Source organism: Arthrobacter sp. Soil761, assembly GCF_001428325.1.
Taxonomy (GTDB): Bacteria; Actinomycetota; Actinomycetes; order Actinomycetales; family Micrococcaceae; genus Arthrobacter.
Map to the genome: position 1 here is coordinate 262,694 of NZ_LMSF01000012.1, position 12,762 is coordinate 275,455.

Here is a 12,762-nt window from a genome sequence, read left to right on the forward strand (position 1 = left end):
GCCGGCACCCCCACACCCCAGGAGTCTGCCCCCATGCCCCGCCCCGATGCCACTTCCCACTCTGATGCCGCCTCCCGGCCCGCCCCGGTCCTGTACCGCAATGGGTCCGTTTACACCGCGGCGGATCCATTCGCAACGGCCATGCTGGTGGACGGCGGCACCGTCGCCTGGGTTGGATCTGAGCAGGCCGCATCCTCCATCGCAGACAGTTCCATGGAGATCATCGACCTCCGTGGCGCCCTGGTTGCACCCGGCTTCGTCGATTCGCACATCCATCTGACGGAAACCGGGATCGCCCTGGAATCGCTGCAACTGGGCACGGCCACGTCGGCACGCGCGCTGCTGGACGCCGTCGCCGCGGCTGGAGGGGAAGGGCCGGTGCTCGGCCACGGCTGGGACGAAACCAGGTGGGCGGACTCCGCCCTGCCCAGTGCCGAGGAACTGGAGCGGGCGTCAGGGGGCCGCCCGGTCTACCTTTCCCGGGTTGATGTGCACTCGGCCCTGGTTTCGACGTCCCTTGTACACTCCGCGGACCTTCGCGGCAAGGACGGGTACGACGGCGGCGCCCGGGTCACGCGGGCAGCCCACGACGCAGCGCGGCTGGCAACCCGGCAGCTGCCCCAGGACGTGCTGAAGCGGCACCAGGCCCGTGCCCTGGCGGAGGCTGCGGCGAACGGGTACGTTGCGCTGGCCGAAATGGGCGCACCGCACATCGGCGGGGCTGAGGACCTGAGGCTGGCCGCAGGATGGAACGACGCCGCCAAGGACGCGGCGCGCTTTCCTGAGGTGCTGCCGTACTGGGGGGAGCTGGTTTCGTCCGAGGCGCAGGCCCGGACCCTTGTGGAGCAGCTTGGTTGCGGCGTCCGCGGACTGGCGGGGGATTTGAACATCGACGGGTCGCTGGGTTCCAGGACCGCCGCCCTGCGCGCCGGCTACAGCGATGCCGCGCAGGAACGCGGCAGCCTGTACCTCAGCGTCGACCAGGCGGCTGCCCACCTCGCCGCCTGCTCCCTTGCCGGGATCCAGGGCGGTTTCCATGTGATTGGCGACGCCGGGCTGGACGCCGCGCTGGCGGCGCTGGACGTGGCGGCCAAGGAAGTCGGGGAGCAGCGGGTGCGGGCGGCGGGCCACCGCTTCGAGCACGTGGAGATGGCTGATGCCGCGGCCGTGGCAAGGCTGGCGCACTACTCGGTGACCGTCAGCGCCCAACCGTCCTTCGACGCAGCGTGGGGCGGAGCCGGGGGCCTCTATGAGCAGAGGCTGGGGGAGCGGAGCCGGTCGATGAACCCTTTCGCTGCCTTCTATTCAGCCGGGGTTCCTGTCTGTTTCGGCAGCGACAGCCCGGTCACGCCCCTCCGGCCCTGGTCCAGCGTGCGTGCCTGTGTGGAACACCACAACGTGGACCAGCGCATTTCCGCGCGCGCAGCGTTCCTGGGGCACACCCGTGCGGGCTGGAGGGCCGCACGGCACGCCAACCCCATGGCCGGGCAACTGGTTCCCGGCGCACCGGCCAGTTTCGCCGTCTGGGAGGTGGAGGAGCTGATGGTCCAGGTGGCTGACGGCAGGGTGCAGTCATGGAGCACCGATCCGCGGGCCAGGACCCCACTGCTGCCCGCACTGGACACAGGCTCCGACCCGGTATGCCTGCAGACCGTGAAAGACGGTGCCGAACTCTACGCCAGCCCGGCCCTGCGTTCCTGACCCATAATCCTCCGCCCTATAATGGGGAGTTGCGCCCGCCGCCGGCCAGCCCGGCATCAGGTGCTCCGACCACTTCCACCAGGAAAGGCCCTTCGTGCGCGTCCTTACGATCATTCCCACCTACAACGAACTGGAATCGCTGCCCAAGACGCTCCAGCGCCTTCGGACGGCCGTTCCGGCGTCGGACGTGCTGGTGGTTGATGACAACAGCCCTGACGGCACCGGCCAGCTTGCCGACGGCTTCGCCGCCGAGGACTCCCAGGTCCACGTCCTGCACCGCAAGGGCAAGGAAGGCCTGGGCGCCGCCTACATCGCCGGTTTTCGGTGGGGCCTGGACGCCGGATACGACGTCCTGGTGGAAATGGACGCCGACGGCTCACACCAGCCCGAACAGCTTCCCCAGCTGTTGGAAGCCGTGGACAAGGGCGCGGACCTGGCCATGGGCTCGCGCTGGGTTCCCGGCGGCAGCGTGGTCAACTGGCCGCTGTACCGCCAGGCGATCTCCCGGGTGGGCAGCACCTACGCCCGGCTGATGCTGGGGCTGCGGATCAAGGACGTCACCGGCGGCTACCGCGCCTTCCGCAGGACCACCCTGGAAAAGCTCAACCTGGACCAGGTGGATTCCGTGGGCTACGGCTTCCAGGTGGACCTGGCGTGGCGCGTGGCCAAACTGGGCCTGCGCATCGAGGAGCGCCCCATCACCTTCGTTGAGCGCGAACTGGGCGCCTCCAAGATGAGCGGCAACATCGTCATCGAAGCGATGGTCAACGTCACCCGGTGGGGACTGGCCGCCCGCTGGAACACCTTGACCGGCAGGCTGAAGAACAAGCAGCCTTAGCTTTTCCCTGGGCCGCCCTCCGCGGCCTTCTGAGGACACAGGAAAAAGGGGGCGGCCCCGCACCAAAGTGCGGGGCCGCCCCCTTCTTTTGCGGCTGGCCTTATGCCGAGCGGCGCTCTCCGCGGCGCTCCCGCAGGATGGTCAGGCGGTCCTCGAGGATCTGTTCAAGTTCAGGAAGCGAGCGGCGTTCCAGCAGCATGTCCCAGTGCGTGCGGACTGCCTTGTCATTGCTGGTGTCCGGCTTTTCGCCGTCAACCAGGAGCGCTTCCTTGCCGGTCTTGGAGACCCACACCGGAGGAATTTCCGCCTCGGAGGAGAACGTGACGAAAACCTGCTCGCCATCTGCGCAACGGTATTCGACCCGCTGGCGCGGAGCCGGCTCAACTCCGGACTCGGTCTCCATGCTCTGCGCACCAAGGCGCATGCCCCGCAGGCTGCGATCGCTCATGATTTCTCCCTCTGGTCGGTTCGCGGATGAAATCTCCGCGTTAGCCGGTGGCGACGTTGCGCCGCCGGACTAGTGTGTGCACTGTGCTGCATCATAAGATTCAACGCATTGCGAAGCTTGGTTGTTCCAGCTGGTCTTCTCCTGCCGGACAAATACCCAATTATACGGGCTTTAACACGTCTGCACCAAAACAGGGAGGGTTCGGCGGCTAGCCACCGAACCCTCCCTGTCTTGGTCAAGAGCCTAGGGCTGCGTGCGCTCGATGGGCGCCTCGTCGAAAAGTCCGCCGGCAGGCTCCGCGCTGGTGCCGCCAAGGGCGTTGCCGATTCCCTTCAGGGCTTCCCCAACTTCACTCGGGATGATCCAGAGCTTGTTGGCCGAGCCCTCAGCCAACTTGGGCAGCGTCTGGAGGTACTGGTAGGCCAGCAGTTTCTGGTCCGGGTTTCCCTTGTGGATGGCGTCGAAGACCTTCTGGATGGCCTGCGCCTCCCCGTCCGCACGGAGGATGGCGGCCTTGGCTTCGCCTTCCGCGGCGAGGATGGACGCCTGCCGCTGGCCCTCCGCGGTGAGGATGGCTGACTGCTTGGTCCCCTCCGCGGTGAGGATGGCAGCGCGCCGGTCGCGTTCGGCCCGCATCTGCTTCTCCATGGAGTCCTGGATGGAGTGGGGCGGATCGATGGCCTTCAGTTCCACCCGCGAGACGCGGATTCCCCAGCGGCCCGTGGCCTCATCGAGGACTCCCCGAAGCTGTCCGTTGATCTGGTCGCGGGAGGTCAGGGCCTCCTCCAGGTTCAGTCCACCCACCACATTGCGGAGGGTGGTGGTGGTGAGCTGCTCCACGGCCTGGATGTAGTTGGCGATTTCATACGTGGCTGCGCGGGGATCGGTGACCTGGAAGTAGACCACCGTATCGATGGAGACCACCAGGTTGTCTTCGGTGATGACCGGCTGCGGCGGAAAGGACACCACCTGTTCCCGCAGGTCCAGCAGCGGCAGCAGCCGGTCCACGAACGGGATGAGGATCGTCAGCCCGGGGTTAAGCGTGCGCTGGTACTTCCCGAGCCGTTCCACGACGCCGGCACGGGCCTGCGGAATAATCCGGACGGACCGGACCAAAACTATGATGACAAAGACGATCAGAACGACCAGCACAATGGCCAGTGCGGTTCCGCCTGCGTTTTCCATACAACTCCTTGTTCCCCAATTGTCAGGCTGTATCCGGACCGGCAGCCGCCGGCGGCGGTACCGAAACTACTGCTGTGGCGCCGTCGATGGCCGCCACCACCACTTTCTGGCCAGCGGGAAGGATTCCCGCCGCGGAGCGCGCACTCCAAATATCGCCGCCGATTTTCACCAGTCCGCCGTCGGCGGTCACGGCCTCCATCACGACGGCCGGTTCACCGATCAGCCGGTCCACGTTGGTCCGCTGTTCGGCCGGCCCCTTCTTGAGATGCGAAAGGGCTACCGGCCGGACGAAGGCGACCATGAGCAGGGACACCACGCAGAAGACCACCACCTGGAGCCAGGGCTCTGCACCGGCGAAATCGGCAACCAGTGCGGCAAGGGATCCGCCGCCGAGCATGATGAAAAACAGGTCAAGGGTGATCATCTCGATCACCGCAAACGCCAGGAAAGCCGTGAGCCACAATGCCCACCAGTTTTCGCCAAGCCACTCGAACATCCCTGTTTCCCCCTTCGCCACGGGGGAGCCGCACGCGCGGACCCGCCAGTAACTGTCTTTTCATCGTAGTCCGCGGACTTACCGTGTGGGCCGGTTCATACCGGCCGCAGGGGGATAGTGGCCAAGTCGTTACGGGGCGCCGTGGGTCCTGGGCCTGAACACCAGGAGCCTGAACTTTGCGTCGGCTGTCACCGGCTCCGGGGAGTGTTCAAGCCGCACAGCGATCTGCCCCAGGTCCAGGTGGTGGCCGGCCGGGCCCATGAACGCCAGGTCCGCGGCGGCGGCCCGGCCCAGCGCCAGCGGGATGTCGACGTCGACGCTGCTGGCCGGCTCGAAATGCCCCGCCATCGCCCCGGCCAGGCGCTCATCCTTGCCCTCCTCAATGCCAAGCATCCCGGTGAGGGCGGCGATGTCCCCAAGGTGCCCGCTCCGTGGCGTCACCACCACCAGCACGCCGGTGGGACGAAGGACCCGGGCAAACTCAGCCGGGTTCCGCGGAGCGAAGACCACGGTGACCGCATCCACCGAGTTTGCTGCTACCGGCAGCGGCTGCCAGATGTCCCAGACCAGGTTCACGGCCTCGGGATTGAGCCGGGCAGCGCGGCGAAGGGCAAATTTGGAAATGTCCAGGCCGACGGCGGACGCGTGCCGCCCGCTGGCCGCCGCCGTGTCGAGGATCTCCCGCAGATAGTGCCCGGTCCCTGTCCCCGAGTCCAGAACCACGGCACCTTCCTGCGGCAGGTTGGGCACGACGGCGGAGGCCACCGCCCGCGCCAGCGGCAGGTAGTGGCCGTTCCCCAGGAAGTTGAAGCGCGACGCCACCATGGCGGCACTGTCCGGTTCGAAGGGCGTGCCCTTGCCCACCAGGAGGTTGAAGTAGCCCTGCCGGGCGGCGTCGAAGCTGTGGCCGTTCGGGCACACCAGGCGGGGCTGGCGCGCGGCCGTTGCCTCCAGGTGTTCCAGCGGATGTGAGCAGACGGGGCACAGGAGGTGGAGATCCGCGGCAGGCATGGGAACCATCTTAGGACGGGCCGCCCTGCGCCCCTGCCGTTCGTCACTGCCCCGGGTGACGGCGAAGGTCAGCCGAGCGATATGCCTGCCGGCCCGTCGTCGAAACCCAGCCCTTCCCGCGCCTTGCTGATGCCGGGTTCAGTCCAGTGCGCCGCATACTCGGCGTTGCTGCTCAGGGACCGGAGTTGGGCACGGTCTATGTACAGGATGCCGTTGAGGTGGTCCGTCTCATGCTGGACGATGCGCGCCTGCCAGCCGGAAAATGTCCGCCGCTCCGCCGCGCCGTCGGGCGTCTGGTACTCCAGGACCACGGTGTCGGGCCGCGCCACCACCGCCTGGAGCCCGTTGAGGGAAAGGCACCCCTCATAGAACGACGCCAGTCCCGTCCCCGCCGCCGTGTACCGGGGGTTGAGGATGGCCAGGAACTCCAGCGGGCTCCGGTTCCGCAGTGCCGCGGCGTCGGGATCGACGTCGAACTGGTCCTCCAGGACGGCGAGCTGCAGGGGGATGCCCAGCTGAGGGGCAGCGAGGCCCACCCCCGGGGCCTCGTGCATGACCTCGCGCATGACCCCGATAAGGCGGGCCAACTGGCCGGCGGACAGCTGGCCGTCGAAGGCGGCGGCACGCTGGCGCAGGGCGGGGTGGCCGGCCTGGACGATGGGCGGGAGGGACCCGGCGGACAGGATCCGCTCAACAATCTCACGGATGTCGTCGGCGCCGGCGGTTGTTGGGGGAACAGTCTGGGTCATGGGGACAGCCTACTGGCGGAGCGGCGCAGGACCCTTGGACTAGGGTCTACTGCATGGCTGATGATTCTTTCCCGCAGGCATCCCCGCTGGAGCACGTCCTGGAATTCATCCGGGTCCTTGAAGCCGGCGGCGGTGCGGAGGATATCCGGCCGTTCCTGTCGGAATCATTCCTGTTGACGGAGGCTCCGCACCTTTTGGCCCCGGAAGGGTCCACCCGCCCGCTGGCGGGAGTGCTTGCCGGTGCGGACCAAAGCCGCGATGTGGTGAAGGACCAGCAGTTCACGGTCCGGCGGACCACCTGTGAGGGAAGCCGGGTGGTGGTGGAAGCCGACTGGTCGGCCACCGTGCTGATGGATCTGCCCTACTGGGACCGTGGCGAGACGATCCGGGCCAGGACATCGTCGGTGTTTGAGGTGCGCAACGGCGTCATCGTCAGCCAGGACAGTTACGACTGCTATTTCCGGTAGCCCTGCAGCCGCTGGTTCCTGCCGGTTCACCTGGTTACTGCATGGTGAAGCGCCGGGCGGCCCACTGGTTCACGGCAGGCACGGCGGCGGCCGCGCCAATGGCGGCCGTACGGACACGAAGGAGCGGCCCGGGCAGCGGCCTTCCAAGCATCATGTTGATTTCGGCTTGCCGCCGGGCCACGGCCGCAGCCCGGCGCCGGCTTGCCTCAAATTCGCGAAGCCGCCTTCCCGTTGGTTCGCCACCCAGTGCGGCGCAGATCACGGGCACCAGCGCCCTGGCATCCAGCCAGCCCAGGTTCATGCCCTGCCCGCCGATGGGGCTGATCTGGTGGGCGGCATCCCCCACCAGGACGGAGCGGCCGGCCACCATGCGCCGGGCAATCGTGGATTGGACGCTGAACGCGCTCAGCATGGAGTTGGTGTCCGGCTCAGGACGGAACCCGGTCCGGCGTTGCACAAGTTCCGCCAGCTCATCCGGTCCCGTGCCCGGTTCGGCGGGTCGTCCAAGCCGCACCACCCAGCGGCGCACCCGGCCGGGCAGCGGAAAGGACTCGACGATTCCTTCCGGCTCGAGGAACAGGACGGCTTTCTCCCCGTACCTGCTGCCGTCGTCGAAATCCCCCATGAGGTAGTGGTCGGGATAGGACTTCCGGTCCACAGGGACGCCCAGCGCGCCCCTGATCCGGGACCGGGCCCCGTCTGCCGCGACCAGCAAGGCGGCCGTGGCGCTGCCGTTGTGGTTGCCGCGCCGGTTCGCGGCATCCGGGCTGGACTGGACCGCGATGGTGACCTTGCCGCCGTCGTTCCTGGCTTCGGTGACGTTGGCACCCCGGACCAGCGCCGCGGGGTCCAGGGTGCGTACGCGGTCCTCCAGGAGTTCCTCTGTCCTGAACTGTGGCAGTGCCAGGACGAAGGGGTAGTTTTCCGAGACGGCGCCGAACGCCATGGTTCCCACTGTCTTCCCGCCGCTGACCGCCATGCCGGCCCTGATCCGGATGCCGTCCTGGACCATGCTGGACGCAACGTGGATCCCGGCGAGTGCCTCCAGGGCCGGAGGGTGGATACCGATGGCGCGGGTATGCCGGTTGCGGGACTGCCGCTGCTCAAAAACCCTTACCGATACGCCTTCCTGCAGCAACGCGGCAGCCAGGTACAGGCCAACAGGACCGCCGCCGGCGATCAGGACATCGGCGTCCATTGTCAGCCCCGCCGGTAGGCGAGGAGCTGGTGAAAGGCTGATGAGCGCTCCACGGACCAGCCCGGGGGAGCGGAGGCCGCCAACTCGACCGGCCTGTAGCTCCGGCGGATGGAGGTGAGGCCGTCTTCCCGGATGAAGGACTGCCGGAACGGCAGGGCGGCAACGCTGAAAAGGGCGAAGGCGGCGGGACTGCGTATCAGGTCGTTGTGCAACGCCTTTACCGCGGTCAGGATCTCCGAATCCGCCAGCAGTTTCCGGAGTTCCTCCGGGCCAAGATGGTGCAGGACGTGGTTGGAGATGACGACGTCGAACCGGGCACCCTCGCGGACCAGCTCGCCGCTGTGCGCCTTGCGGAATTCCACACCGGCCATGGACGGGCGTTGCTGGGCGAACCGGGCCGCACGGGGATCAGGATCGATGCCCGTGATATGCACCGCTTTGCCGTCTTTGGCCGCCCAGCGGGCCAGCATCACGGCCAGGTCGCCGCCGCCGGAGCCGATGTCCAGCACCGTCAGCGGGCGCTGGTCGGGAGGGGCCATGGTCCTGAGTTCCCTGGCATACAGTTTCCGCCAGCCGGACAGCACCCGGTTGATGACGGCGAACTGCCGGTACGTGTTGTCCAGGAGACGGGCATCGCAGTCCGGCCTGTCCATCTGCTCCACGTCCGTGGTGGCTCGTCGGCGCAGGAGGATCCCCATTCCGCGGACCGCTCTCAGGCCACGGGCGCTTCGGCCGGCGTCCGGCTTTGGAGCTGGCCCAGGGCATCCTCTGCCGCGCTGCCCTCCCACCCCGGAGCGCCGCCTGTTGGCTGCCGAATCTTGGTGAACAGGCCGGTTTCCACGGTCAGACCCGGGCCAAACGCCATGGAACAGATCCGCTCTTCCGCGGCCGGCCCTTCCCGGAGTGGTTGTTCAAGGATGTGCTTGAGGACGAAGAGCACCGTGGCGCTGCTCATGTTGCCGTAGTTGCGCAAGGTTTCCCGTGCGGGGATCAGCTGGGTGTCGCTGAGGCCGAGCCTGGACTGCACCTTGTCCAGGATGCTCCGGCCGCCGGGGTGGATGGCCCAGTGGGGGATTGCCGTGTAGGGGAGTGGCACCAGTTCCGGCTCCCTGGCCAGAAGGGGCTGCAGCGCGCCGACTATGTGGTCATCGATGATGTGGGGCACGTAGTTGCCCAGGACCATTTCAAAGCCGTTGTCACCGATGTTCCAGGCCATGGAATCCTCACCCACCGGTGTCAGGACCGTCTCGAAGTGGTCCAGCTTCATCAGTGCGGTGTCCGCCATGCCTGGGCGCGCGGCCACGACGGCGGCGGCGGCACCATCGGCGAACAGGGCCGAGCCCATGATGGTGTCCGGGTCGTTGGAGGTGCGTACGTGGAGCGAGCACAGTTCAGCGCAAACGACCAGGACCACCGCATTCGGGTCCGCCTCGCAAAACAGTTTCGCGGCACGCAGGGCAGGAAAGGCGGCGTAGCAGCCCATGAAGCCGAGGTGGTAACGCTGGACTGCGGGATTAAGGCCGAGTTCACGGACCACCTTGTAGTCGGGGCCCGGATTGAAGAAGCCGGTGCAGGAGACCGTCACGAGATGAGTTATGTCAAGTAAATCGACTTCCGGGGCGGCCTGCAGGGCAGCCCGCGAGGCCGCCACAAACAGCTTGGTGGCCTCGCGGGCGAAGATATCGTTGCGGACTTTGGTGCTGGGGTTCAGCAGGAGCCCGGTTTCCTGGTCGTAGAACTGCGGATCTTCGGCGCGGGACGTGTTGGTGAGTTCCTGGACGGCGGTAAACCTCGTCTCGATGGCAGCACCGTCAAAACAGGTGTTCACCAGTCGCGAGCCTAAGCGCGACAAGCCAGGCTGCGCGGCAAATACGTCACGGGCCTCGGACTGGATGAGCTTTGTCTCCGGAACTGCAGTTTCAAGTGAACGTACGTAGACCGTCATTGGTTCATTCTTGACGGGCGCCGGAATAAAGACAATGGGACCGCCGGTTTGACCAGCGCTTTTACGCAGGTGTTCGTGTTGGCTTGGTGCGCCCCGCTCCGGAGCAGTCCCAAAGCGCCGATAATCTACATTATGTCAACTAGCTCTTTGGGAGCGCTGCCCTGCTCGCCGATGCCTTCGCAACGGACAAAGGCCGCCTTCGCCGGGAAAGTACAGCATGCGGCCGGCTGGGTCAGGAGATGTAGGAACCGCCTGGGCTCCAATGGATGACGCCGCCCTGGTAGTTTTGCGCGACGCCACCGTCGTTGCCCGTGGAGTACTCGTCACTTGTCGGGTAGCCGAGGCGCCCTGATTCGTACCCTGTTGAGGCCCAGATGGAGCGAATGCCGCCTACGGACATATGCGCTCCGGTGGCTGGGGACCAGACGATGGCACCGCCCTGGTAGTTCTGGTAGACACCCCCGTCGCGCAGCCCGCCCACTTCGTTTGATACCGGGTAGCCGAGCTTGCCGCCCTCAAATCCCGACACCGCCCATTCGCCACGGATGGCGCCAACAGAGATATGCGCTCCGGTGGCTGGGGACCAGACGATGGCACCGCCCTGGTAGTTCTGGTAGGCACCCCCGTCGCGCAGCCCGCCAACTTCATCGGTCACCGGGTAGCCGAGGCCACCATTCTCAAATCCTGTCTCCGCCCACAGGCCGCGGATCGCCCCCACGGAAATGTGGGCCCCCGTCGCCGGTGACCAGACGATGGCGCCGCCCTGGTAGTTCTGATAGGCACCTCCATCCCGGAGCCCGCCAACTTCATCGGTCACCGGGTAGCCGAGGCCACCAGCCTCAAATCCTGTCTCCGCCCACAGGCCTCGAATCGCGCCGGTGGAGACGTGAGCCCCGGACGCCGGCGAATAAAGGATGCAACCGTGCTGGAAACACTGGTACCCGCCGTTATCCCTGAGCCCATAGATCTCTCCCGTAGTGGCAGCTCCGAAGGCCCCGTTCAGGGACGCTGCCTTTACGGCAATCGGAGTCTGCGGGGCCGGAAACGCGACGGCGGCCAAGGCATCGATCAAGCCGGCGCCGCAGCCTCCTGGGCAGGTTCCCGGAAGGGGCCTGGCCGTTGCCTTCAGCTTCGCCTCGATCCGGGCTGGCGTCAGGGAGGGATCAGCGGCTTTCATCAGTGCGCCGACGGAGGCCGCCATCGGCGTCGCCATCGACGTTCCCATCAGGTAGCCGTACGCTTCTGCGCCTGGAGTGGTTGATCCGGCGTTGAAGGTGGACAGGATGCCGGCACCTGTGTCGCCTCCCGGGGCCATGACGTCGACGGCGGCACCGAAGTTCGAGTACGAGGCTTTGGATCCGGACTGGTTGGTGGCACCGACCGTAATGACGTTGTTGCAGTTTGCCGGCGCATTGTTTTCGGCGAGCTGGCTTTCGTTGCCGGCAGCCACGAATACGGATGAGCCGCGGCTGACCGCCCCGTCAATGGCGGCCTGCAGGGTGGGAGGGCAGGCAGCCGCTCCCCCGACGCTCAGATTGATGGTTTTCGCCGGGTTAGCATTGGCGGGCACGCCGGAGACTGCTCCTCCGGAAGCCCACGTAATGCTGTCCGACACGTCCGAGAGGTAGCCGCTGCCGCAGTCACCAAGCGCGCGGACCGGCTCGATCTTCACGCCCGGAGCGGCGCCGCTGACTCCTTCACTGTTATTGGCGACAGCGGCGATAATCCCGGCGACATGGGTTCCGTGCCAGGAAGAATGGGCGGATGAGGTGGAACCGCAAGTTCCGGAGGTCCGGTAGTCCCCCGGGTCGGAGGCGTCCGGATCCCTGCCGTCGCCGTCACTTGAAACGGTTGGGTCGGCGATCATGTCGTAGCCTGCCATGACGTTCGCGTTGAGATCGCTGTGGGCGGTTATGCCGGTGTCGATCACCGCGACGATCTGGCCCGTGCCCGTGGTTTTGTCCCAGACAGACGGAACCCTGATGCCGACGCCAGGGTCAGACAGAGCCCACTGCAAGGAGTAGTAGGTGTCGTTCGGGGTGTACGACGGATGCATGAGAATGTCAGGCTCCACGGATTCGACTTTGTCGTCCGCAGCGATGCTCTCCAGCACGCGCCTGGACTCCCCGGCATTGAGCCTGTGGCTTGTCTTGACCACCTTGGCGTCGCTGGCCGTGGTCTTGATCTCCCGCACGCCGATGGAGGCATGCCCGGCAGCCCTGGAATAGGTCTCGTCCCGCTCCGCGGCGCTGCCGGCCGCTGAGGGTTTGAACTTTACGATGAACTGGTCGGTGGGAGCTGGGGCATCGGGCAATTTCTCTGCGGCTGAAGGCCCGGGCAAGACGGGTTTGTCTGCGGCGTTTGCGGCTGGTGCGGTGGCTACGCCGGCGATCGTGGCTACCAACACCACCCCCATAGTCCGTAAGTACGTGTATCCCTTCGTCACACCAGTCTTCATGCTCAGATTCACTCCCCTTGGCCTACGGTTCCACGGTGAGCTTACTAAGGCTTGGTGAACTCAGGGACCCCACCATCATCCAGCCCCAGGGGAGGCTGACCGGTGGGCTGCTGACGCCGGGACAGCTGCCGGTGATCCGGACGGGGTCAAGGCAACCGCAAGGTCCTGCCTTGCCGGCATGCTAACGGCGGCGCTGCATTGAGGCCCCAACGACCGCGCCGATTCCCAACCCAAGCGCACAGCCCCAAAAAGGAGTATGGAACACC

At 66.5% G+C, this 12,762-nt stretch carries 12 protein-coding genes; 3 read left to right on the forward strand and 9 right to left on the reverse strand.

Annotated elements, in window-relative coordinates; all coding sequences use genetic code 11:
• Positions 1–33 precede the first annotated feature (33 nt).
• Positions 34–1,701 carry an amidohydrolase gene (locus tag ASG79_RS09335; RefSeq protein ID WP_056390364.1) on the forward strand — a complete coding sequence of 556 codons (1,668 nt, stop codon included), beginning with the start codon at positions 34–36 and terminating at the stop codon, positions 1,699–1,701.
• A gap of 94 nt (positions 1,702–1,795) precedes the next feature.
• A complete protein-coding gene (locus tag ASG79_RS09340) occupies positions 1,796–2,539 on the forward strand; it encodes a polyprenol monophosphomannose synthase (RefSeq protein ID WP_056390366.1) in 744 nt (247 codons plus the stop codon).
• Between the two features lie 100 nt (positions 2,540–2,639).
• On the opposite strand, the gene ASG79_RS09345 is transcribed toward ASG79_RS09340, so the two are convergent.
• From ASG79_RS09345 to ASG79_RS09365, 5 genes are all read right to left on the reverse strand, one after another.
• The gene (locus ASG79_RS09345; protein ID WP_026266052.1) at positions 2,640–2,987 is read right to left on the reverse strand and encodes an RNA polymerase-binding protein RbpA; all 348 of its coding nucleotides are present in this window, start codon (positions 2,985–2,987) and stop codon (positions 2,640–2,642) included.
• Positions 2,988–3,230: 243 nt separating this feature from the next.
• Positions 3,231–4,172 carry an SPFH domain-containing protein gene (locus tag ASG79_RS09350; RefSeq protein ID WP_018771106.1) on the reverse strand — a complete coding sequence of 314 codons (942 nt, stop codon included), beginning with the start codon at positions 4,170–4,172 and terminating at the stop codon, positions 3,231–3,233.
• Between the two features lie 22 nt (positions 4,173–4,194).
• Positions 4,195–4,668, reverse strand: coding sequence for an NfeD family protein (locus ASG79_RS09355; protein ID WP_056390368.1), 474 nt, complete (start codon positions 4,666–4,668; stop codon positions 4,195–4,197).
• Between the two features lie 129 nt (positions 4,669–4,797).
• A complete protein-coding gene (locus ASG79_RS09360; protein WP_056390825.1) occupies positions 4,798–5,679 on the reverse strand; it encodes a putative RNA methyltransferase in 882 nt (293 codons plus the stop codon).
• A 68-nt stretch (positions 5,680–5,747) separates the two neighbouring features.
• On the reverse strand, positions 5,748–6,428 hold the full coding sequence (locus tag ASG79_RS09365) for a peptide deformylase (protein WP_056390370.1): 681 nt from the start codon (positions 6,426–6,428) through the stop codon (positions 5,748–5,750).
• Between the two features lie 53 nt (positions 6,429–6,481).
• Here ASG79_RS09365 and ASG79_RS09370 point away from each other — a divergent pair, with 53 nt between their 5' ends.
• Positions 6,482–6,895: a nuclear transport factor 2 family protein gene (locus ASG79_RS09370; protein ID WP_018771102.1), complete on the forward strand. Its 414-nt coding sequence runs from the start codon at positions 6,482–6,484 to the stop codon at positions 6,893–6,895.
• A 34-nt stretch (positions 6,896–6,929) separates the two neighbouring features.
• Here the strand turns inward: ASG79_RS09370 and ASG79_RS09375 are convergent, their stop codons facing one another.
• The 4 genes from ASG79_RS09375 to ASG79_RS09390 form a co-directional block, all read right to left on the reverse strand.
• Positions 6,930–8,093 (reverse strand): FAD-dependent oxidoreductase, encoded by a 1,164-nt coding sequence (locus ASG79_RS09375; protein WP_056390373.1) that lies wholly within the window; start codon positions 8,091–8,093, stop codon positions 6,930–6,932.
• Positions 8,094–8,095: 2 nt separating this feature from the next.
• Positions 8,096–8,791: a class I SAM-dependent methyltransferase gene (locus ASG79_RS09380; protein WP_056390375.1), complete on the reverse strand. Its 696-nt coding sequence runs from the start codon at positions 8,789–8,791 to the stop codon at positions 8,096–8,098.
• Between the two features lie 14 nt (positions 8,792–8,805).
• A complete protein-coding gene (locus ASG79_RS09385; RefSeq protein ID WP_056390377.1) occupies positions 8,806–10,038 on the reverse strand; it encodes a type III polyketide synthase in 1,233 nt (410 codons plus the stop codon).
• A 232-nt stretch (positions 10,039–10,270) separates the two neighbouring features.
• A complete protein-coding gene (locus tag ASG79_RS09390; protein ID WP_162256823.1) occupies positions 10,271–12,448 on the reverse strand; it encodes a S8 family serine peptidase in 2,178 nt (725 codons plus the stop codon).
• Positions 12,449–12,762 lie beyond the last annotated feature (314 nt).

Excerpts from the sequence above, each read along its gene's own strand:
- ASG79_RS09335 (WP_056390364.1), top strand. The coding sequence starts at position 34 with ATGCCCCGCCCCGATGCCACTTCCCACTCTGATGCCGCCTCCCGGCCC.
- ASG79_RS09345 (WP_026266052.1), bottom strand. The coding sequence starts at position 2,987 with ATGAGCGATCGCAGCCTGCGGGGCATGCGCCTTGGTGCGCAGAGCATG.
- ASG79_RS09350 (WP_018771106.1), bottom strand. The coding sequence starts at position 4,172 with ATGGAAAACGCAGGCGGAACCGCACTGGCCATTGTGCTGGTCGTTCTG.
- ASG79_RS09355 (WP_056390368.1), bottom strand. The coding sequence starts at position 4,668 with ATGTTCGAGTGGCTTGGCGAAAACTGGTGGGCATTGTGGCTCACGGCT.
- ASG79_RS09360 (WP_056390825.1), bottom strand. The coding sequence starts at position 5,679 with ATGCCTGCCGCGGATCTCCACCTCCTGTGCCCCGTCTGCTCACATCCG.
- ASG79_RS09365 (WP_056390370.1), bottom strand. The coding sequence starts at position 6,428 with ATGACCCAGACTGTTCCCCCAACAACCGCCGGCGCCGACGACATCCGT.
- ASG79_RS09370 (WP_018771102.1), top strand. The coding sequence starts at position 6,482 with ATGGCTGATGATTCTTTCCCGCAGGCATCCCCGCTGGAGCACGTCCTG.
- ASG79_RS09375 (WP_056390373.1), bottom strand. The coding sequence starts at position 8,093 with ATGGACGCCGATGTCCTGATCGCCGGCGGCGGTCCTGTTGGCCTGTAC.
- ASG79_RS09380 (WP_056390375.1), bottom strand. The coding sequence starts at position 8,791 with ATGGGGATCCTCCTGCGCCGACGAGCCACCACGGACGTGGAGCAGATG.
- ASG79_RS09385 (WP_056390377.1), bottom strand. The coding sequence starts at position 10,038 with ATGACGGTCTACGTACGTTCACTTGAAACTGCAGTTCCGGAGACAAAG.